At 42.2% G+C, this 19734-nt stretch carries 23 protein-coding genes; 19 read left to right on the top strand and 4 right to left on the bottom strand.

Translation table 11 applies throughout. From position 1 onward, the window contains the following. Positions 1 to 27: 27 nt before the first annotated feature. Complete coding sequence (locus C2M30_RS03605) at positions 28 to 309, bottom strand: YebG family protein (RefSeq protein WP_054978299.1); 282 nt, start codon at positions 307 to 309, stop codon at positions 28 to 30. Between the two features lie 189 nt (positions 310 to 498). Between C2M30_RS03605 and C2M30_RS03600 the strand changes: the two genes are divergently transcribed. Genes C2M30_RS03600 through C2M30_RS03590 form a run of 3 tightly spaced genes read left to right on the top strand, consistent with a single transcriptional unit; the run spans position 499 to position 3642 of the window. Further along, complete coding sequence (locus C2M30_RS03600; protein ID WP_100912995.1) at positions 499 to 741, top strand: DUF6868 family protein; 243 nt, start codon at positions 499 to 501, stop codon at positions 739 to 741. Positions 742 to 799: 58 nt separating this feature from the next. Beyond that, entirely contained in the window at positions 800 to 1735 is a 936-nt protein-coding gene (locus C2M30_RS03595; RefSeq protein WP_234004678.1) for an ABC transporter substrate-binding protein, read from the top strand. Next, entirely contained in the window at positions 1732 to 3642 is a 1911-nt protein-coding gene (locus tag C2M30_RS03590) for a sensor histidine kinase (RefSeq protein ID WP_105170696.1), read from the top strand. Before C2M30_RS03595 ends, C2M30_RS03590 begins: the two co-directional genes overlap by 4 nt. 49 nt (positions 3643 to 3691) lie before the next feature. Here C2M30_RS03590 and C2M30_RS03585 read toward each other — a convergent pair whose 3' ends face one another. The 3 genes from C2M30_RS03585 to C2M30_RS03575 form a co-directional block, all read right to left on the bottom strand. After that, entirely contained in the window at positions 3692 to 4252 is a 561-nt protein-coding gene (locus C2M30_RS03585) for a YceI family protein (RefSeq protein ID WP_010560592.1), read from the bottom strand. 53 nt (positions 4253 to 4305) lie between these two features. Further along, complete coding sequence (locus C2M30_RS03580; protein ID WP_105170695.1) at positions 4306 to 4845, bottom strand: cytochrome b; 540 nt, start codon at positions 4843 to 4845, stop codon at positions 4306 to 4308. 120 nt (positions 4846 to 4965) lie between these two features. Continuing rightward, complete coding sequence (locus C2M30_RS03575) at positions 4966 to 5553, bottom strand: DNA-3-methyladenine glycosylase I (protein ID WP_010560590.1); 588 nt, start codon at positions 5551 to 5553, stop codon at positions 4966 to 4968. 127 nt (positions 5554 to 5680) lie between these two features. On the opposite strand from C2M30_RS03575, the gene C2M30_RS03570 reads away from it, so the two are divergent. From C2M30_RS03570 to fliQ, 16 genes are all read left to right on the top strand, one after another. Next, a complete protein-coding gene (locus C2M30_RS03570) occupies positions 5681 to 6775 on the top strand; it encodes a sensor histidine kinase (protein ID WP_040642454.1) in 1095 nt (364 codons plus the stop codon). An 8-nt stretch (positions 6776 to 6783) separates the two neighbouring features. Further along, entirely contained in the window at positions 6784 to 8058 is a 1275-nt protein-coding gene (locus C2M30_RS03565) for a sigma-54-dependent transcriptional regulator (protein WP_234004677.1), read from the top strand. 2 nt (positions 8059 to 8060) lie between these two features. Then, positions 8061 to 8180 (top strand): helix-turn-helix domain-containing protein, encoded by a 120-nt coding sequence (locus tag C2M30_RS21680; RefSeq protein ID WP_234004676.1) that lies wholly within the window; start codon positions 8061 to 8063, stop codon positions 8178 to 8180. Positions 8181 to 8367: 187 nt separating this feature from the next. Next, positions 8368 to 8700 (top strand): flagellar hook-basal body complex protein FliE, encoded by a 333-nt coding sequence (fliE, locus tag C2M30_RS03560; RefSeq protein ID WP_010560587.1) that lies wholly within the window; start codon positions 8368 to 8370, stop codon positions 8698 to 8700. A gap of 19 nt (positions 8701 to 8719) precedes the next feature. Then, positions 8720 to 10432: a flagellar basal-body MS-ring/collar protein FliF gene (gene fliF / locus C2M30_RS03555; protein WP_100913015.1), complete on the top strand. Its 1713-nt coding sequence runs from the start codon at positions 8720 to 8722 to the stop codon at positions 10430 to 10432. After that, positions 10425 to 11477 (top strand): flagellar motor switch protein FliG, encoded by a 1053-nt coding sequence (gene fliG, locus C2M30_RS03550; protein ID WP_010560585.1) that lies wholly within the window; start codon positions 10425 to 10427, stop codon positions 11475 to 11477. Before fliF ends, fliG begins: the two co-directional genes overlap by 8 nt. Positions 11478 to 11480: 3 nt before the next feature. Further along, the gene (gene fliH, locus C2M30_RS03545) at positions 11481 to 12311 is read left to right on the top strand and encodes a flagellar assembly protein FliH (RefSeq protein ID WP_105170694.1); all 831 of its coding nucleotides are present in this window, start codon (positions 11481 to 11483) and stop codon (positions 12309 to 12311) included. Between the two features lie 2 nt (positions 12312 to 12313). Further along, on the top strand, positions 12314 to 13639 hold the full coding sequence (gene fliI / locus C2M30_RS03540; RefSeq protein ID WP_105170693.1) for a flagellar protein export ATPase FliI: 1326 nt from the start codon (positions 12314 to 12316) through the stop codon (positions 13637 to 13639). Beyond that, complete coding sequence (gene fliJ / locus C2M30_RS03535; protein ID WP_100913017.1) at positions 13639 to 14088, top strand: flagellar export protein FliJ; 450 nt, start codon at positions 13639 to 13641, stop codon at positions 14086 to 14088. Before fliI ends, fliJ begins: the two co-directional genes overlap by 1 nt. A 63-nt stretch (positions 14089 to 14151) precedes the next feature. After that, on the top strand, positions 14152 to 16140 hold the full coding sequence (locus tag C2M30_RS03530; protein WP_105170692.1) for a flagellar hook-length control protein FliK: 1989 nt from the start codon (positions 14152 to 14154) through the stop codon (positions 16138 to 16140). Positions 16141 to 16213: 73 nt separating this feature from the next. Beyond that, entirely contained in the window at positions 16214 to 16753 is a 540-nt protein-coding gene (fliL, locus tag C2M30_RS03525; protein WP_105170691.1) for a flagellar basal body-associated protein FliL, read from the top strand. A gap of 12 nt (positions 16754 to 16765) precedes the next feature. After that, a complete protein-coding gene (fliM, locus tag C2M30_RS03520; RefSeq protein WP_010560579.1) occupies positions 16766 to 17857 on the top strand; it encodes a flagellar motor switch protein FliM in 1092 nt (363 codons plus the stop codon). A gap of 20 nt (positions 17858 to 17877) precedes the next feature. Continuing rightward, entirely contained in the window at positions 17878 to 18276 is a 399-nt protein-coding gene (gene fliN / locus C2M30_RS03515) for a flagellar motor switch protein FliN (RefSeq protein ID WP_010560578.1), read from the top strand. Next, entirely contained in the window at positions 18273 to 18659 is a 387-nt protein-coding gene (gene fliO / locus C2M30_RS03510; RefSeq protein WP_010560577.1) for a flagellar biosynthetic protein FliO, read from the top strand. The genes fliN and fliO overlap by 4 nt, the downstream gene beginning before the upstream one ends. A gap of 60 nt (positions 18660 to 18719) precedes the next feature. Beyond that, positions 18720 to 19418 (top strand): flagellar type III secretion system pore protein FliP, encoded by a 699-nt coding sequence (gene fliP / locus C2M30_RS03505; RefSeq protein ID WP_100914502.1) that lies wholly within the window; start codon positions 18720 to 18722, stop codon positions 19416 to 19418. Positions 19419 to 19455: 37 nt separating this feature from the next. Further along, positions 19456 to 19725: a flagellar biosynthesis protein FliQ gene (fliQ, locus tag C2M30_RS03500; protein WP_010560575.1), complete on the top strand. Its 270-nt coding sequence runs from the start codon at positions 19456 to 19458 to the stop codon at positions 19723 to 19725. The last annotated feature ends 9 nt before the right edge of the window (positions 19726 to 19734 follow it).

Here is a 19734-nt window from a genome sequence, read left to right as displayed (position 1 = left end):
AAGCCACCTTCACGGTGGCTTTTTTATTTAACTTACTTTTTTAATGTCAGTTACTTTTGCTTTATTGTTAGGCGGGGTTGGTTTTCCCCCTTTTAAAGCTGCAATAAATTGGTCTTTACGTTTTGCCATTTCAAGGGCCAGCGCTTCATTTTGTTGCTCGCTTAACGGCACATCAACTTCACCAAGCATGGTTTCAAGTGCTTCCGCAATATCCAACATTTTGTCATATGCGTCTGCCTCTTTTTTTGATGTAAATGTCATGCGTTCGACTCCATCTCTAACTACTTTGTAACATACCTCAACGGCCATATTGCACCTTCTTAACTGTTGTTTTATACAGTACTATAGCAGTAACGAAAAAAAAATAAAGTGTAATTATAATCACACCTTACAGAACCCCGCTGTGGTAAGCAATTTTAGAGACTAAATGCTTGATAACATTGCACCGCTACAGCAAGTACATTAATCTTACATTATGTAAAAGATTAAGGGGTTCTAATGTCAATTGATCAGATAACAACGTTTCTCGGTTGGGCGACCATTGCTAATTGTTTAATTGTTAGCGTTAGCATGGTGATTTTTTTACTTTTTCGCAGCACTATTGTCAGTATTCATAGCCAGCTATTTAACGTAGAGCATAAAGCATTGAATGTGGTTTATATTCAATATTTTGCTTTTTATAAGATCTTAATTGTTTTCTTTAATCTCGTTCCCTATTTAAGTCTTAAGTTAATTATGTGATTTAGGCCTTTTTGAAATGTTCCGCTTACAAGGTGTTTTAAAGGTTTGCTTTATCAGCATGCTGATATTTTTATCAGGCTGCGATAACGAAAGTCGTCAAAGTAATCATAATCAGGCATCAACTACCTCGATTAGTTTGGCAATTGATTTGTGGCCAGGCTATTACCCAATCATTCTTGCCGATGAATTGGGCATGTTAAAAAAGCGCAATATTAGTTTAGAGTTATCAATCCCGCGTAATACCGATCGTATGTTAGCTAAATTTGCGGCGGCAGAGTATGACGCAATTGCGGTAGCATTGGGTGATGTAATGAACCTTTCACAGCAGTACCCTGATGCACGCATTGTTATGGTGGCAGACGAGTCGAGTGGCGGTGACGCGATTTTAGCGCGAAGTGACCAACAAGTGATTAAAGGCACTAAAATTGGCACCAACTTAGGTGGTTTTGGTGAGTTATTAGTACGCCGCTTTTTAGATGCAAACGACATCGCAATTGATGATGTGACGCTAATGAATATTGAAGCGTCGCATGCTGCTAAGTTACTTAACAATAATAGCATCGACTACGCACATACTTGGCAACCCTACGTAGATGAAATGGTTGCAGGTGGTGCGCACGTTGTGTACTCAAGTGCCCAAACACCGGGCTTAATTCCAGATGTTATAGCGATGCAAAGCGCGTTTATTGAAAATAATCATGAGGCAGCGCGTGGGTTTGTTGATGCGTGGTTTGAGGCGCAAGCTTGGTGGCTTGAAAATCCAAGTAAAGGTAATGAAATCATTGCGCGAGTCATCAAACAAACACCGCAAAGTATTAAGTTAAACGGCGTTAAACTGTTAAATCGAGCGGATAATTTTGCAGCATTTACATCGCAAAATAGCGTGGGCTTAAACAGTGTTATTGGTGTGTACAATCAATTTTATGTTGGGCAAGGGATCATTGCTAAACCAATTCGCAGCGAGCGTTTACTAGATGCCCGGTTAATTCAATGAAACTAAAGTTTGTATTGAGTGCCATTTTGTTGGCCTCATTAGTGCTTCCTACATCGTTTATTTCATATATTGCGTATACGCAAAAAGTCGCAACTAACGAACAAAACCAAGCCACGGTGCGACGCCTTACGCTTAACCGCAGTAAAGAACGCGTTGAATCATATTTAAATACAATTTTAGAGTATGTGCGTGCCGACAGTAATATTCCCCAGTTTGCCAACTTTCTTACCGCTTATGGTACTGAACAAGAAGCGCAAATCGCTGAGATAAATGCTATTTTGCGAAATGTGATCGTAAAAGACACATTGAATGTGACCTCGGTGGCGCTTATTAATACAGCGGGTAAAAACATTCAAGACATTCGAATTAGCCAACAGAGCCGAGATGAATCGTCATTCGCTTACTTTAAACGTCAATCTATGTCGCCAGCACCAGTCATGCATTATTCAGGTGCAAACAATAAGGACCCTGAAAGTATTTATTTTTCATCGCCAATTCGCAGCAGTGATGGGAAAGTAGTGGGGTATTTACGCTTAATGTTAGAAACATCGGCGATTCAACAACTCGTAAATAGCATTGCAAAACACCTAACCTATTCTCAGTGGCTAACGATTAGCGCAAACGAAACGCCAATCGCAGATTCACGCCAGCGACAAAAACGCTTGGAAGAGCGTGATAATGTTTATAAAAGTCACGCAAAAATCAAACCGTTTGAGTGGCAAATCGCCCTGATGCAAACGGCACAAGAACACAATCGTGACCTTGCTAACTATCGTCAATTTTTATTGTTACAGATTGCTATTTTGTTGATTGTTTCGATATTCGTCAGTTTGGTTGTTGCGCGTCTTATGTCTCGTCCAGTAGAGCGTGTTAAAAAGTTAGCAATTGAAATTGCACATCGAGACCTCGATAAACGCATTCGCGGTGGAAAAATTGATGAATTTAATGAGCTTGCCGCGGCAATTAATTCAATGGCAGATAATTTAGTGGAAGGTTATCGCAATTTAGAGCGAGAACATCACGAGTTAGAACAAAGCCAACAGCAAGTGACTGAACTTAATGAACAACTAGAAAAAAGAGTGTTAGAGCGTACGCAGCAATTAAGCGCCCAAAACCAAGCGTTAGAAAGCGCGATGCAACAAATTGTACAAAGCGAAAAGTTAGCGTCACTTGGCAGTTTAGTGTCGGGTGTGTCACATGAGTTAAACACACCGATTGGCGTGGCGCTTACAGCAGGAAGCTTTGCACTTGAGGTTCATAATAAAATTGCAAATGAACTTAAGCAAAAATCGCTATCAGTTGACTCTCTGTCGAAGCATCTTCAGCAATTAGAAGAGGCGATTGGGCTAGTCACCAATAATTGTCACAAGGCAAGTGAATTGGTTATTAACTTTAAACAGATTAGCGGCGACCATACCAGCAATAAACGCCGTGTGTTTAATTTAGCGCAAACACTCGAGGTAGTGGTTAACACCTTAAATACAAAATTACTGTCAAGCAATACGGTCAGTTTTCACGGATTAGAAAACGTTGAAATAGACAGTTTTCCAGGTGCTTTTGAGCAAGTCTTTATTAACTTAATCAACAACTCGCTAGTTCACGGGTTTGATGACAGTGTACAAGGCAAAATTAACATTTCAATGCAGCAAAGCGACGCAAATTTTATTGTGATTAATTACACCGATGACGGTAAAGGTATTGATATTGCGCATCGCGATAAAATATTCGACCCATTTTTCACAACGCGTCTTGGCGAGGGAAGTAGTGGTTTAGGCTTGTATATTGTGTTTAATCTGGTAACCGGTGTGCTTGGTGGAGAAATTAAATTGTGTCAATCAGAGGGGAAAAGTGGCGTATCGTTTGATATTAAGCTACCCACTGTTGCACCAATTGCAAAAATCGAATGAGTTTGAATTGGGTCCGAACGCAAAGTGCTCAGACCCAAAGTAGCCTTTATTACTTTTTGATGCCTTCAATGTGAAGGTCGAAATCGATTTGACCAAAATCCATTTTATAGCCGAAGTCTTTCATTTGAATCGCTGTAGTACCTGCAAAACCAGCGCGGTAACCGCCCCAAGGATCTTTACCTTCACCGATTTTTTCTACATCGATAGTAATTTCTTTCTCAATTCCTTGTAGCGTTAAAAGACCGGTAATAGCCAGTTTACCATCACCTAAATCTTTCACTTTTGTGCTGTTAAATGTCGCTGTAGAGAATTTTTTAACATCTAAAAAGTCGCTATCGCGCAAATGCTTGTCGCGCTCTGCATGGTTTGAGTCAACGCTGGTGGTATCAATATTAACTGAAATTTTACTTGCTTCAGGTTGTTTCTCATCGTAGCTGAACTCACCTGAGAAGGTATTAAAACGGCCTGTTAACCAGCTGTAGCCTAAGTGCTTCACTTTAAAATTAATTGATGCGTGAGCGCCTTTGGTGTCAATTACATAATCTGCAGCCATTGCTGGCATTGTTAAGCTTGCCATCGTAAGAGCTGTTGCTAAAAGTGTTTTTTTCATAATTGTTTCCTTTAAATTTATACAACCTGAGCTTTGACTAGCCAAATCTGAGGTTACTTAATCATTCGGCGTAACGTGTCATCTTTATCAAAAAAGTGATGCTTTAACGCCGCTAATATATGAATACCAACAATCGCCATTAAGCTATAAGCGGCATATTGATGAATACTGCCTGCAATATCTTCTTGATTTGCAATTAATTCGCCTAAACTTGCTACTTCGAACCAGTCAAAAACAGCAATTGCGCGACCATCAGCGGTTGAGATCAAATAACCACTGGTTAAAATTATCAATAAAATCCCATACAAGGCTAAATGGCCTAGTTTTGTTGCAACGCGAGTTTTAGATGAATGGGTAGAGACGGACTTAGGTGATACCGTAATCACTTTCCAAGCAATGCGCACTAGCGTGAATGCCAGCAATAAAATGCCAATACTTTTGTGCCAATGGGGCGCTGTGCGATACCATTCACTGTAATAATTCAAATCAACCATCCAAAATCCAACGCCGAATAATGCAAAAATAACAAGTGCACTAAGCCAGTGAAGCAGCTTACTAATAGTACCGAATTTAGTGTTGGAATCGAGAAGCATAATCATTTCCTTAAATAGATTGAAACACTTTAATTGAGCTTCATTTGAATGTGAATAGCTCAAAAGTGAATTCATTGTTCACTTTTGACTATTAATAGAGGTGTTTAAGTTGAAAGGGTATTAGAAAAGCGATGAGTAAAGTGCAATCACTTCGTCTTTGCGAAAGCATTGATTGTGATGATCATTAACCATGCCGCATGCCTGCATATGAGCATACACAGTGGTCGGTCCTAAAAACTTAAAGCCGCGTTTTTTAAGGTCTTTCGCAAAAGCTTGCGACTCGGCAGTGGTGGCTTGGTAGTCAGCTTTACTGTTGATGTTATTGACAATAGGTTTATTGTTTACAAATTGCCATTGATAGTTAGCAAAGCTACCAAACTCTTTTTGTATTGCTAAAAAGCACTGTGCATTGTTAATTGCGGCATTAATTTTTAAGCGGTTGCGAATAATGCCTTTATCTTCCATTAAGGCAAGCGCTTTTGCTTCATCAAATTGGGCAACCACAGTTGGGTCAAAGTTGGCGAACGCGTTTCGGTAGTTATCGCGTTTTTTTAATACTGTGTACCAACTCAGTCCAGCTTGCGCTGATTCTAGTGTGAGGAATTCAAACAGTGCATTATCATCAAACAAAGGCACGCCCCACTGGGTATCGTGATAGGCTACATAATCAGCTTTAGTGGTATCTAACCACTCGCATCTAAAACACATAAAAATCCCCTAGACAAATAATTGACGTCTTATTTTTGAATTTAACTTGTTGTATTTATTGAAAATAAAAATTGGCACGTTTTGTGTATCTACACCGATTAGTTAGAGTAAATTATTTGGTGTAACTATGGCGTTAGCTCAAATCATACCCCAACAATTTCAAGAGGTATACAACCCGTGTTTGATGCAGGAAAAGTACGTGGGTGAACTTAGTGAATTAAGAAAACAGGCAAGTTGGCTTAGTCATTTGGTTGATACCATGCCTGCGGGCGTCATTGTGCTTGATGGTAACGGCATGGTAGCAAAGGCCAATCAAATCGCAATTGATTTACTCGGAGAGCCGTTAGAAGGCGAGCGTTGGTTTACCATTATTCAGCGCTCTTTTGCGCCCAATGGTAGTGATGGTCACGAGGTAACGCTTCGTGATGGTCGATTAGTGAAACTTGATATTTCACCGCTCACACCTGAACCAGGTCAGTTAATTTTAATGACCGATCTTACGCAAACACGCCAATTACAGTCACGTATTGCACATATGCAGCGTTTGAGTGCACTCGGTAAAATGGTTGCATCCTTAGCGCACCAAGTAAGAACCCCGTTATCAGCGGCGATGCTATATGCCGCTAACCTGTCGTCAGAGAAATTAAACCCGACGGCGCGAAGCAATTTTCATGAAAAGTTGATGTCGCGTTTGCAAGATTTAGAAAGCCAAGTAAACGATATGCTGTTATTTGCCAAAAGTGGTGAGCAACAAGTACTTGCACCTGTGTCTATGCAAGCCTTGCTAACGGATGTGACGCATGCTTCAGAAGCAATGATTATGCGCCAACAATGCATTCTCGACCTTAAATTGCCTGAGCCTGATATTGAAATTATCGCTAATAAAGTTGCGCTGAGCAGTGCAATTAGCAATTTAGTGCACAATGCGGTGCAAGCTTGTGGCCAAGGTGGAAAAATTGAGTTAAGTGCAACGCGGTCTGAAAAATTCGCAGATCACGTCAAAATTTCGGTGAAAGATAACGGCACGGGGTTAAGTGAAACGGCTATCCAACAGATCTTTGAGCCGTTCTTCACCACTAAATCACACGGTACCGGGTTAGGTCTTGCCGTGGTTCAATCGGTTGCTAACAGCCATCAAGGGTTTGTAAAAGCAGGCAATAGTGAGCTTGGTGGGGCTGAGTTTAACTTGTACCTACCGATTATCTCTAAAACAGCATGTTAGGAGTGATTATGAACGATGCAAAAGTATTAGTCGTAGAAGATGATTCTGGTTTACGAGAAGCGTTAGTCGATACCCTAGCATTGGCTGATATTAATTGTGTTGAAGCCGACAGTGCCGAACAAGCGATTATTAAGCTTAAAGAAGGCGGTATTTCAATGGTGGTCAGTGACGTGCAAATGGGCACTATGTCAGGTATCGATTTACTTAAAAGTATTAAGCTTAACTACCCTGATTTACCTGTGTTAATGATGACAGCTTACGCGACTATTGATGATGCGGTTGAAGCGATGCGCTTAGGAGCCATTGACTACATGGCGAAACCATTCGCACCAGAAGTGTTATTAAACATGGTAAGTCGTTATTTACCAGAAAAAGAAGCCATTAAAGATGGGCCAATTGTTGAAGACCCAGCTAGTAAAGCGCTGATGCAACTTGCAGAGAAAGTGGCTAAATCTGATGCATCCGTTATGGTGCTTGGGCCAAGTGGCTCAGGTAAAGAAGTGATGGCACGTTATATTCATGATAGTTCACCGCGTGCAGAGCAGAACTTTGTTGCGATTAACTGTGCGGCGATTCCTGAAAATATGCTAGAAGCCACTTTATTTGGCTATGAAAAAGGCGCGTTTACCGGCGCTATTCAAGCATGTCCTGGTAAGTTTGAACAAGCGCAAGGCGGCACTATTCTACTCGATGAAATTACTGAGATGGATTTAAGCCTACAGGCGAAATTATTGCGTGTACTGCAAGAGCGTGAAGTTGAACGTCTTGGCTCTCGCAAGACCATTAATTTAGATGTACGTGTGCTTGCAACGTCTAACCGCGACTTAAAAGAGGCGGTGGCGCAAGGCGTTTTTCGCGAAGATTTATATTATCGCCTTAATGTTTTTCCGCTCGAGTGGCTGCCACTTGCTGAGCGTCCAGGGGATATAGTCCCGTTGGCTGAGCATTTAATTCAGCGTCATAATAATGACATGCCGGTGCAGTTTGACGTACAAGCTAAAGAAAAATTACTTAGTTACAACTGGCCAGGTAACGTTCGTGAGCTTGAAAATGTCGTGCAGCGCGCATTGATTTTACAAAGCCATAAAATGATTACCGCAGATGATATTTTCTTAGGTTCGGTAGCAAGCATGCAACCAATAAGCCTGTCGCCAAAGATACAGCTGACTGGTGAAGAACCTGAACAAGTAGCACCAGACGTTGCAACAGTGCAATCAACCCAAGTAGATGATGCTCAGGGTTATAAACAAGAGCTTAAAGATAAAGAAAATTCAATTATTTAGATATGCTTCGTGCGTGTGATGGCAAGCGTAAAGACGTTGCTGAGCGTCTTGGTATGAGCCCGCGAACACTGCGTTATAAACTTGCAAAAATGCGTGAGATGGGAATTGAATTACCTGCATAAAAAATCATTGTACTGAGCACAACAGATACACCTACTTTTAAATCGAGCCTCTGACTGGAGGCTTTATTTCTGTCTAAATTTTATCAAAGTCAAAAAAATGCCGTTATAAGGTATTGATTTTAAGTGCTTTATTTTTGGCATTAAGCTTGCATTAATCGTGTTAAGTCAATTTTTACGGTTTGTTAGTATGAACATTTCACCAAACAATCTTTATCAAGAAATGCAGTCACTTGCGGTAGAAGCAAGTAACTTTTCTAAACCGAAACAGCCTATTGAATCTATTCAAGGTAGCTCACAGGTTGAATTTAATAATTTATTAAAAGATGCGCTCGATACGGTTAACGGTTTACAGCAAGACTCTAAAGCGAAAGCAACGGCGTTAGAAATGGGTGACCGCAATGTGTCACTGGCTGAAGTAATGATCGCATCGCAAAAATCTTCGGTGGCGTTTGAAGCAACCGTTCAAGTGCGTAATAAGCTTATTGAAGCTTATAAAGACATTATGAACATGCCTGTATAAGAAATAGTGGAGTAGGGTTGTGGCTAATACATCAACAGATTTATCAACACTAGACGCTAACGACTTAGGTGTCGGCGATGTAGGTGGTGGTAATCAAGAACAAAAATCAGGGTTTCTTGGCAGCTTAAGTGGTGTTGATGTAATGCGCCAAGTCACGCTCATTATCGCACTAACAATTTGTGTCGCAATTGCCGTATTTATCATGATTTGGGCGAAAGAGCCTGATATGCGTCCTCTTGGCAAAATGCCAATGGATGAACTGATCCAAACGCTTGAATTCTTAGACGCACAAAAAGTGGAATACAAGCTCGATGGCAATGTTGTTTCAGTACCGGTTGAAGCGTATCAAAATATTAAGTTGTTGATGGCTAAAGAGGGTCTTGAGCAAGTACCTTCATCGGGCACCGAAATTTTAATGCAAGATATGGGCTTTGGCGTGAGTCAGCGTCTAGAGCGTGAGCGTTTAAAGCACTCACGTGAGCAGCAGCTTGCACGTACTATTGAAGAGCTTAGTAAAGTAGCGCGGGCTAAAGTTCTGTTAGCGATTCCAAAAGAAAACGTCTTTGCTCGCCGTGAGAAAAAACCAAGTGCAACGGTTGTATTAACAGTAAGACGTGGTCGCACACTTGACGGTGAAGAAGTTGATTCGGTTGTTGATATGGTCGCCTCTGCGGTACAAGGGCTAGAGCCTAGCCGAGTAACGGTAACAGATCAAAATGGCCGCTTACTTAACTCGGGCTCACAAAACTCACTGACCGCGCGTTCGCGTAAAGAATATGAAATTGAACGTAAACGTGAACAAGAATACTTAGAAAAAATCGATTCAATTATGATCCCTGTTGTTGGTTTAGGTAACTATACTGCGCAGGTCGATCTGGTGATGGATTTCAGTTCAATTGAAGAAACGCAGAAGCGTTTTAACCCAGACTTGCCAGCGGTACGCAGTGAAATGACACGTGAAGACACCAATATTGGTGGCCTTGCAGTGGGCATTCCAGGTGCGCTAACTAATCAACCGCCAGTTAACTCGCAAATTCCAGAACAAACAGGCGATGAATCAGCACAAAGCACATTACCGAGTAGAAACAGTAAAGAAGCAACCCGTAATTATGAGCTCGACACCACCATTTCACATAAGCGTCAGCAAACCGGTGTGATCCGTCGTATCAGTGTATCGGTTGCGGTGAACTACACAAACGGTGTAGCAGAAGGTGGCGAAGCGACACGTGATCCGCGTACTCAGCAAGAATTAGCGAACATTCGCCGTTTACTGCAAGGTGGCATCGGCTTTGATATGCAGCGTGGTGATGCGCTAGAAGTTGTGACGATTCCGTTTGTACAAGAAGAATTCAGTGAAGCGATTGAACTACCAATTTGGCAACAACCTTGGTTCTTCAAAGTCATCAGATTAGCATTAGGTGCCTTGGTTATTATCGTGCTTATTCTTGCGGTAGTGCGTCCAATGTTACGCAAGTTGATTAATCCAGAAGACACGACAGAGGATTATGATGACGCAAGCCTATCAGCAGGTGTAGACTTAGGTGATGATACCATTGATATGCTAAGTCAAGAATTTGACGAATCGGCAGTCGGCTTTAGCCCAGATGGTACGTTACAATTACCAGACTTACATGGTGATGAAGACTTACTGAAAGCAGTAAGAGCATTAGTGGCAAATGAGCCAGAACTTTCTTCTCAAGTAGTTAAAGCGTGGTTAACTGAAGATGACTGATCAAGATACGCAAGTAGCAGAACAAACAACAAGTAGCGGCTTTGACGTAGATAAACTTGATGGTGTAGAAAAAGCATCGATTTTATTACTGAGTTTATCTGAAGAAGATGCTGCGCAGATTTTAAAGCACTTAGAACCAAAGCAAGTACAAAAAGTAGGTATGGCGATGGCGGGCTTGGATGATTTAAGCCAAGACAAAATTGCCGCGGTACACAAACTGTTTATCGACCAAATTCAAAGCTTTAGTACTATTGGTTTCCAATCTGAAGACTTTATCAAGAAAGCGCTTACCGCAGCGCTTGGTGAAGAAAAAGCAGCGAACCTAATTGACCAAATTATCATGGGCTCAGGTGCGAAAGGACTTGATTCACTGAAATGGATGGACTCAAAACAAGTAGCGAATATTATTCGTAATGAGCACCCGCAGATCCAAACCATTGTTTTGGCGTATTTAGAACCAGAGCAATCTGCTGAAATTATTAATCAATTCCCTGAAAAAGTGCGTCTTGATTTAACCATGCGTATTGCCAATCTTGAAGAAGTGCAACCTGCCGCACTGCAAGAATTGAATGAAATTATGGAAAAACAATTCGCAGGTCAGGCTGGTGCGCAAGCTGCTAAAATGGGTGGCTTAAAAGCAGCGGCAGATATTATGAACTACCTAGATACTAATGTTGAAGGGCAGTTGATGGATTCAATTCGTGAACATGACGAAGAAATGTCGCAGCAAATTCAAGACTTAATGTTTGTATTTGATAACTTAATTGACGTTGATGACCGCGGTATTCAAGCGATTCTGCGTGAAGTACAGCAAGATGTACTAATGAAAGCAATTAAGGGTACTGACGAAGGGCTTAAAGACAAGATCCTTAAGAATATGTCTAAACGTGCGGCTGAAATGATGGCTGATGACCTTGAAGCAATGGGTCCAGTTCGCATTAGTGAAGTAGAAGCGGCACAAAAAGAAATTCTGAGCATAGCACGACGCTTAGCTGATTCAGGCGAAATTATGCTTGGCGGCGGCGGTGGTGAGGAGTTCCTCTAATTTATGAAATTAGGCAAGTACCGCTCAGGACATAAAATCGAAAATGCAGAGGCGATAGAAACGCTGCTTGAGAATTGGCCGATCCCGGATGTCAAAGATGAAAGACGTAATCTAAGAGGCCGCTCAACGGCAATGGGCAAGTCGCTAGAAGAGCTCTATCAGAAAAAACAAGCCGAACAAGAACCCGAGCCAGAAGAAGAGTTTACGCCACTAAGCATTCAAGAAATTGAACAAATTCGACAAGAGGCGTACCAAGAGGGACACGCTGAGGGCAAAGAAGCTGGCTATCAGGAAGGTTTTGAACAAGGTAAGTTAGAAGGTGCGCAAAAAGGCTATGAAGAAGGTTTAGAGCAAGGCAAAGAAGAAGGACTTGAGCTGGCAAAACCTGAAGTCGAAGAGAAAATCGCGCAACTTACCAAGCTGTTAGATGAAATAGCCACGCCCTTTGAGCAAGTGAGTGACGAAGTTGAAAAGCAAGTCGTGATTTTAGCATCTGAGCTGGCGAAAGCGGTAGTTCATGGCGAACTTAGCATTAATGAAAAAGCTATTTTCAGCGCCATGAAAGTGGCAACTGATGCATTGAAAGGTCAGCACCGTGCCCTTGAAGTGTTATTGAATCCAGAAGATTTTGAACTGGTACAACAAGCCATACCAGCCGAACAACTCGCCGATAGAAATTGGAAGCTAGTTGTTGAGCCGAGTATCACTAAAGGTGGCCTCCATATCAATTCTGACAATTCATCAATTGATTACTCGGTAGAATTGCGCCTTAAAGAAATACTGGAGAGCTTTTTGCAAGAAGCAGGTATCGATAGTCAAAAACACGACGGTTAATTATGAGCCAAGGGCTTGCACAGCGTCTTGCTAGTTACCAATCAAAAATTAAAACTCACCGCCCAGCAGTTGCCGGCAGTTTAAAGCGTGTTGTTGGGCTTACGCTTGAAGCCGAAGGACTAAAAGCACCAGTTGGTAGCAGTTGTCAAATTGAAACCCAGCAGGGCTTAGTCGATGCTGAGGTAGTAGGCTTTAGCGGTGAGACTCTCTACTTGATGCCAAACGATGCCATTTCGGGTGTATTACCTGGGGCGCGTGTTATTCCTCAACAATCAGATGTGGGTTTACCTGTGGGTATGGGGTTGCTAGGTCGCGTTGTTGATGGATTAGGGCGACCGCTTGATGGACTTGGCCCAGTAAAAGCAGAAGCAAAATTAAAATTCGCCGCAAAACCGATTAATCCATTAGCCAGACGCCCGATTAAACAACCGATGGACGTCGGTGTTCGTGCCATTAACTCTGTACTTACCGTAGGTCAAGGCCAGCGTATGGGCTTATTTGCGGGCAGTGGTGTGGGTAAATCAGTATTACTTGGCATGATGACTCGAGGTACTAATGCCGATGTGATTGTGGTTGGTTTAGTCGGTGAGCGTGGTCGCGAAGTTAAAGAATTTATTGAAGAAATCTTAGGCGCAGAAGGGCGAGCACGTTCAGTGGTAGTGGCGGCTCCTGCGGATGCATCACCGCTGATGCGTTTAAAGGGCTGTGAAACCGCCGTAACGATTGCTGAATATTTTCGTGATCAGGGGTTAAATGTACTGTTGCTGCTGGATTCAGTAACGCGTTATGCCATGGCGCAGCGCGAAATTGCGCTAGCGGTAGGCGAACCTCCTGCAACTAAAGGTTATCCACCTTCTGTGTTTGCAAAACTTCCCGCCTTGGTGGAACGCGCGGGTAATGGTGGCGAAGGGCAAGGCAGCATTACGGCGTTTTTTACCGTGTTATCCGAAGGGGATGATATGCAAGACCCCATCGCTGATGCAGCCCGTGCGATTCTTGATGGGCATATTGTATTATCCCGCGAACTGGCCGATTCAGGGCACTATCCCGCGATTGATATCGAAAAATCGATTAGTCGTGTTATGCCGCAAGTTATTAGCGAAACACATTTGCAGCAAGCGCGCGTGTTAAAACAGATCTACTCACTTTACCAACAGAACAAAGACCTTATTACGTTGGGTGCTTATCAAAAAGGCAGCGACCCTATGCTTGATAAAACTATCGAAATGATGCCGGGTATAAACCACTTCTTACAACAAGGTATGACAGATGTTATTCCTTATGATGAAGGGTTAACTAGCTTGGCTCGTATTCTAGGACAAGGTTAATGGCGCGCGATCAACTAGCACTATTAATAAAGCTTGAATCTGATAAAGAAGAAAAACTGCGTCTCGATTTTGTTGGTGCGCAGCAACACCTTGCTAATTTACAGCGTCAATTAACGGGTATCGAGTCGTTTCGCTCAGACTATTTAGCTCAATTACAAAGTCGTGCTGCGCAAGGCGTTGGCGGTAGTTATTATAATCAGTTTCAGCAATTTATCGGCAAGTTAGATGATGCGTTAAAGCAACAACTAAACGCGATCAATACGGCAAACAAGGTGTTAAAACAGCGTGAGTCGCTGTGGTTAGCGCAAAAAGCAAAATTGGAAGCAATCGAAAAGCTCAAACAGCGTAAATTAGATAAACAGCAAGCTGCGTTGGCAAAGGCAGAGCAAAAGCAGCTTGACGAGTTTGCTACCAATATATTTGTACGAAATCGAAAAACACTGGCTTAGTTTTTGCTTAATTTTCAGCAAGGCATTAAAAGCGGCAATCTTTAGTTAAAGAAGAAGTGTGTTATGGCAACGATAAATTCGCAGTTAAGCATTACAAATGTTGGGTTAGACTCCACGGCAACAACGAGTGAAAGCGAAAATAAAAGCGGTTTTTTAGCTGTTTTTGAATCTGTGCAAAATGAAGTGCAGGGTAAACATGCATCCTCCGATAAAGAGCAAAATAGTCGTGATGATAGTCAACGACCTGTTCAAACACAGCAAAGCAGTGAAACAGCACCGGAATCTGAACTGGAACAAGCAGAGCAATCAGATACGCTAGCGCGTCAAGGCGAGCTTGAAAGTGTCACTGATGAAGGTGAACAAACTGAATCTGCAGTTGCTAATATCGATGAGTCGCATACGCAAGATGATATGCCAGTGACTCGCTCATCCGAATTTAAACAGCTCGATGACAGTGCGAATACTAACAAAGGGGATTCTGAATCAACCTCAGTAAAATCAATGCCAGTTGATGAAACACACCCTGTTACTAAACAGCCAAATACTCAACAAGCGCAAACTGAACAAACACAAAAAGCAACGAGCAACGATAGTAACGGGGCTATCTCATTGCTTGAGCAACTAACTAAAAGTAAGTCTTTTGATGTTAGTATTTCGAAAGGCAGTGAAAGTACAGAGCAAGCACAAAATGTAAAAGCGTCGGTCGATAGTGACAATGCAATTGAAAGTGACTCGGTGAAAGACGGTAAAACTAAGGTCAATCTAGCTCAAAATTTAGTGTCGCTTGATAATGAATTTGCCAAATTAGACAAAGAAGGCCTTGAAACACTTAAGCAATTTTTTACACAGCTCGATAAAGAAAGCGAACTACCACAGGGGCTTTCTAAACACGATCTCCGTTTAGTTATGGAGAAGTTAAACGTGGCAATTGCAAAAGCTGAGTCAAAAGCAAAAGAGCAGCCTGTCACTTTGCAATCAGTACTTACTGCACAATCAGCTAAGTCAAATACCGCACAACAAGCGGTTGAACAAAATGCAATACCGAATGACCTTGCAACGGAAAGTGATAACGACCAAGCACAATTGCAAAGTACGTTAGCGTCACGTCCTCTTGGTGAGACTGTAGCTGTGGCAAATAAACAACAAACCATTACACGTCCAGATACACAAGTCCCACATAATGTGACTGCGGTTGCTAAAGCGGTGGCACAAGAGCAAAACGTTGATCTCGACGCACACCAAACTACCGTAGAGCTAATTAATCAACAGGCAACAAAACCAGCGCCTGCAAGTGTTGTATCGTTAAGTAGTCAAGCTGCGGAAAAATTACAGGCGAGCAATGAGCAAACCAGCAGCGCTAAACAAAGTAATGTTAAGGTTGATACAACTCAGTTGGTGGATGAGCCAAATCTTGAGGCAGAGGCAAGCACAGAGCAACCACAAAGTTTTGCAAAATTGCTTAATAGTTTAAAAACAAATGCGAATACACCAGTGCTATCGCAATTAGTCTCGCACATTCAAGCGAGTCAACTACAACAGGCTGAAGTAAGCGAAATCAACCAGCAGCACTTAGCGATGCAAACTGCACAAGTGATCCAAAACACCAAAAAAACCACGATTAGTGCAGAACAAGCATTGCAACAACCGGTCAATATTGCCAAGAGTGATGCAGCTAAAGCATTATTTAATAAAGCAAATATGCTACTAAACTTAAACTTGAAAGAAGCCGAAATTAGATTAGACCCACCAGAATTAGGTTCGATGCAAATTCGCATTCGTTCTGATGCCGAACAAGCACAAATAAACTTTGTAGTGCAAAGTCAGCAAGCGAAAGATGTACTTGAACAATCAATGGGGCGACTAAAAGAAATGCTTGCCGAACAGGGCATTAATTTAGGTGAAAGTAGTGTATCTGAACAAGGGCAAGGTGAGCAGCAAATGGCGGAGCAGTCTGGTCATTCGTCGAGTTCAGAGCGTGAGCACGAGCCTGTTAGTAATGTAAGTGAACAAATTGTCAGCAAACAGCAAGATGGAATCGATTTTTACGCATAACACTAATTGCTATTAAACGGAAATAAACGCACTATTATATAAAATAATAAATAGCAGCTACGGAAACGTCACAATGGCAGAAGAAAAAGATCTTGAAATTGAAGAAGGTGGAGAGAAAAAAGGCGGCAAAATGATGATTATCATTATTGCTGTTGTGGTATTGCTCGCGGGTGGCGGCGCCGCATTTTTCTTTTTAGGTGGCGATGACGGCGCTCCTGCAGAAACGCTTGCTGAGGAAACCGCATCTGCCGAAGGTGGCGAAGGTAAACCAAGTGGTAATAGTGCTGAAATTGGCAGCGCGCTGTACGTAGGGATGCCAAGACCATTTGTGTTTAACGTACCGGGTTCAAATAAAGACCGTTTGGTACAGATTAAAGTGCAATTGTTAGTGCGTGGCGATGTTAACGAAGAAACCGCAAAACGCCATATTCCGCTGATTGAAAATACCTTATTACGCGTATTTTCAGCAAGTAATGCAGATGATTTAAGCACCACAGCTGGAAAAGAAGCACTGCGCTATAACGCATTAACCGAAGTGCAAAATGCATTGGTAGAAATTGAAGACAGTAAAGTCGTAGAACGCGTGTTGTTTACTGGCTTTGTAATGCAATAATTAGGAGTTTAGGTGAGCGATTTATTATCTCAAGACGAAATCGATGCGCTCTTACATGGCGTCGATGATGTTGATGAAGAAGAGATAGACGAAGGCGGTGATAGCGATTCGTCCGCGCTGCAATACGATTTCTCATCTCAAGATCGTATTGTTCGTGGCCGTATGCCGACGCTGGAAATCGTTAACGAACGATTCGCTCGCCACATGCGTATATCCCTATTTAACATGATGCGCCGCACTGCGGAAGTGTCGATTAACGGCGTGCAGATGATCAAATTTGGTGAATACATCCACACCTTATTTGTTCCAACCAGTTTAAATATGGTGCGCTTTAGACCGTTAAAAGGCACCGGTCTTATTACCATGGAAGCGCGTTTAGTGTTTATTTTGGTGGATAACTTTTTTGGTGGTGATGGACGTTACCATGCCAAAATTGAAGGACGTGAATTTACACCAACCGAACGCCGTATTGTGCAAATGCTACTTAAAATCATTTTTGAAGATTATAAAGAAGCGTGGGCACCGGTGATGGATGTGTCTTTTGAATACCTTGATTCAGAAGTGAACCCAGCAATGGCCAACATTGTAAGCCCGACAGAAGTTGTGGTAATCAGTTCGTTTCATATTGAACTGGATGGCGGCGGCGGGGATTTCCATATTGCGCTGCCTTACTCAATGCTTGAGCCAATTCGTGAATTACTTGATGCCGGTGTGCAGTCAGATACAGAAGACACCGATTTACGTTGGTCTAAAGCACTGCGCGATGAAATTATGGATGTAGAAGTCGATCTTAGTACGCGTATGCTTGAAGTGGATTTAAGTCTGCAACAAATTATGGACTTAAAAGAAGGTGATATTATTCCGGTAGAAATGCCAGAACATATTACGGTGTTCATTGAAGACTTGCCGACCTACCGCGCCAAAATGGGTCGTTCTCGCGATAACGTTGCGCTTCAAATTAGTGAAAAGATTAAACGCCCTGAATCTGTTAAATCAGAACTACATGTATTTACAAAGGGCGGGAAAAAGCTCGATTCAGATGCTGAGTTGGAGCAATTGGAAGAAGATTTACATTTATCAGATGGTGTAGACCTCGACTGGTAATTAACTGAGAGAAATTTAGTATGAGCGATGATCAAGATACAATGGACGAATGGGCTGCAGCCCTAGCCGAAGCTGAAGGCGAAGACGGTGGTGATGCCGAAGTTGCTGAACTCGAAGAGTTGTCTGAAGATTCGAAAGCCGATTTAACGACTGAAGAAAAGCGTAAGCTCGATACCATTTTAGATATTCCAGTTACCATTTCGATGGAAGTGGGTCGTTCTAAAATTAGTATTCGTAACTTACTGCAATTAAACCAGGGCTCAGTGGTTGAACTTGACCGCGTAGCGGGTGAACCACTTGATGTACTCGTAAATGGTACCTTAATTGCTCACGGTGAAGTGGTTGTTGTTAACGATAAATTCGGTATTCGCTTAACAGATGTGATCAGTCAAATCGAGCGGATCAAAAAGTTACGATGAAAAAAAATATCGGTTTACTCAGTACGTTACTGATAGTACCGTTTAATCTGTTAGCGGCAGAGCCAGCTGGATTTCAACAGTTGGCTTCAATGATCATGTCGCTGCTGCTTGTGGTTGGCTGCATTGTTTTGCTTGCCGTGTTAATCAAGCGATTTAACCCACAAATGACGCCCAGTGACGAGTTTAAAGTGATTCGTTCCATCAACATTGGCAGTAAAGAACGTCTGCTGGTGGTGGAAATGGATAACAAGCATCATGTACTCGGTGTAACTTCAGGCTCTATAAACTATTTATATCAATTAGAAACGCCGTTGGCTGAACAGCAAATGCCTGAGTTCGCCAAACAATTGGCGCATTTTATGAATCCTAAAAATAAGAAATAAAATATGAACCGGACGTGTTTCAATGTAGTGCTATTTGTGTTGTTAGTGGTATTGCCAGAGATGGCATGGGCTAATGATGCTTTGCAAGCGCTAACGGTTAAAACTAATGCGGATGGTGCGCAGGAATACTCGGTTACGCTCCAAGTTTTAATTATGATGACGGCGCTGAGTTTTATTCCAGCTGCTGTGATTATGATGACATCTTTCACCCGCATTATTGTGGTGTTGGCTATTTTGCGCCAAGCAATTGGTTTACAGCAAACGCCGTCGAGTCAGCTTTTGGTGGGTATGGCATTGTTTATGAGTATTTTTATTATGGCGCCCATTTACAAGCAAATTGATGACCGCGCAATTCAGCCATATCTCAAAGAAGAGCTTACGTCGGTACAGGCGCTTGACCAAGCAAAAGAGCCACTTAAAGCATTTATGCTTTCGCAAACACGTATTTCAGATTTAGAAACCTTTGCCAAAATAGCCGGCTACGAACAACTCGACTCCCCAGAAGATACGCCATTTATTGTGGTTATTCCTGCATTTATCACCAGTGAATTACAAACCGCGTTTATTATTGGTTTTATGTTCTTTATTCCGTTTTTGATAGTTGATTTGGTGGTTGCCAGTGTGTTGATGGCTATGGGTATGATGATGCTATCGCCAATGATTGTGTCATTGCCATTTAAAATTATGCTATTTGTTTTGGTTGATGGCTGGTCGTTGGTAATGGGCACGCTCGCGCGTAGTTATGGGTTAGGTACATAGTACTGTGGCGATAACATACCCGCGAATAGGAGGCTAAATGCAACCCGAAGTTTTTGTAGAAGTACTCAGCGATGCGCTTTTTCTGGTTATTAAGTTGGTTGCAGCCATTATCGTACCAAGCTTAATTGTGGGGCTAATTGTTGCAATCTTCCAAGCTGCAACTTCAATTAACGAGCAGACCTTAAGCTTTTTACCGCGTCTTATTGTAACCTTACTTGCGCTTATTTTTGGTGCTCACTGGATCACCCAAGAATTGACTGATTACTTCCGTCAGATGGTGGAGATTATTCCGCAAATTGCTGGTTAAAATAGGCCT

It is taken from the genome of Pseudoalteromonas sp. T1lg24 (genome assembly GCF_002964745.1).
GTDB lineage: Bacteria > Pseudomonadota > Gammaproteobacteria > Enterobacterales > Alteromonadaceae > Pseudoalteromonas > Pseudoalteromonas spongiae.
Note: the sequence above shows the minus strand (reverse complement) of the source record. Positions and strands in the feature narration are given on the sequence as shown.

Bases quoted from the DNA above. Each gene is read 5' to 3' on its own strand.
- C2M30_RS03605 (WP_054978299.1), bottom strand. From the start codon at position 309: ATGGCCGTTGAGGTATGTTACAAAGTAGTTAGAGATGGAGTCGAACGC.
- C2M30_RS03600 (WP_100912995.1), top strand. From the start codon at position 499: ATGTCAATTGATCAGATAACAACGTTTCTCGGTTGGGCGACCATTGCT.
- C2M30_RS03595 (WP_234004678.1), top strand. From the start codon at position 800: ATGCTGATATTTTTATCAGGCTGCGATAACGAAAGTCGTCAAAGTAAT.
- C2M30_RS03590 (WP_105170696.1), top strand. From the start codon at position 1,732: ATGAAACTAAAGTTTGTATTGAGTGCCATTTTGTTGGCCTCATTAGTG.
- C2M30_RS03585 (WP_010560592.1), bottom strand. From the start codon at position 4,252: ATGAAAAAAACACTTTTAGCAACAGCTCTTACGATGGCAAGCTTAACA.
- C2M30_RS03580 (WP_105170695.1), bottom strand. From the start codon at position 4,845: ATGCTTCTCGATTCCAACACTAAATTCGGTACTATTAGTAAGCTGCTT.
- C2M30_RS03575 (WP_010560590.1), bottom strand. From the start codon at position 5,553: ATGTGTTTTAGATGCGAGTGGTTAGATACCACTAAAGCTGATTATGTA.
- C2M30_RS03570 (WP_040642454.1), top strand. From the start codon at position 5,681: ATGGCGTTAGCTCAAATCATACCCCAACAATTTCAAGAGGTATACAAC.
- C2M30_RS03565 (WP_234004677.1), top strand. From the start codon at position 6,784: ATGAACGATGCAAAAGTATTAGTCGTAGAAGATGATTCTGGTTTACGA.
- C2M30_RS21680 (WP_234004676.1), top strand. From the start codon at position 8,061: ATGCTTCGTGCGTGTGATGGCAAGCGTAAAGACGTTGCTGAGCGTCTT.
- fliE (WP_010560587.1), top strand. From the start codon at position 8,368: ATGAACATTTCACCAAACAATCTTTATCAAGAAATGCAGTCACTTGCG.
- fliG (WP_010560585.1), top strand. From the start codon at position 10,425: ATGACTGATCAAGATACGCAAGTAGCAGAACAAACAACAAGTAGCGGC.
- fliH (WP_105170694.1), top strand. From the start codon at position 11,481: ATGAAATTAGGCAAGTACCGCTCAGGACATAAAATCGAAAATGCAGAG.
- fliI (WP_105170693.1), top strand. From the start codon at position 12,314: ATGAGCCAAGGGCTTGCACAGCGTCTTGCTAGTTACCAATCAAAAATT.
- fliJ (WP_100913017.1), top strand. From the start codon at position 13,639: ATGGCGCGCGATCAACTAGCACTATTAATAAAGCTTGAATCTGATAAA.
- C2M30_RS03530 (WP_105170692.1), top strand. From the start codon at position 14,152: ATGGCAACGATAAATTCGCAGTTAAGCATTACAAATGTTGGGTTAGAC.
- fliL (WP_105170691.1), top strand. From the start codon at position 16,214: ATGGCAGAAGAAAAAGATCTTGAAATTGAAGAAGGTGGAGAGAAAAAA.
- fliN (WP_010560578.1), top strand. From the start codon at position 17,878: ATGAGCGATGATCAAGATACAATGGACGAATGGGCTGCAGCCCTAGCC.
- fliO (WP_010560577.1), top strand. From the start codon at position 18,273: ATGAAAAAAAATATCGGTTTACTCAGTACGTTACTGATAGTACCGTTT.
- fliP (WP_100914502.1), top strand. From the start codon at position 18,720: ATGGCATGGGCTAATGATGCTTTGCAAGCGCTAACGGTTAAAACTAAT.
- fliQ (WP_010560575.1), top strand. From the start codon at position 19,456: ATGCAACCCGAAGTTTTTGTAGAAGTACTCAGCGATGCGCTTTTTCTG.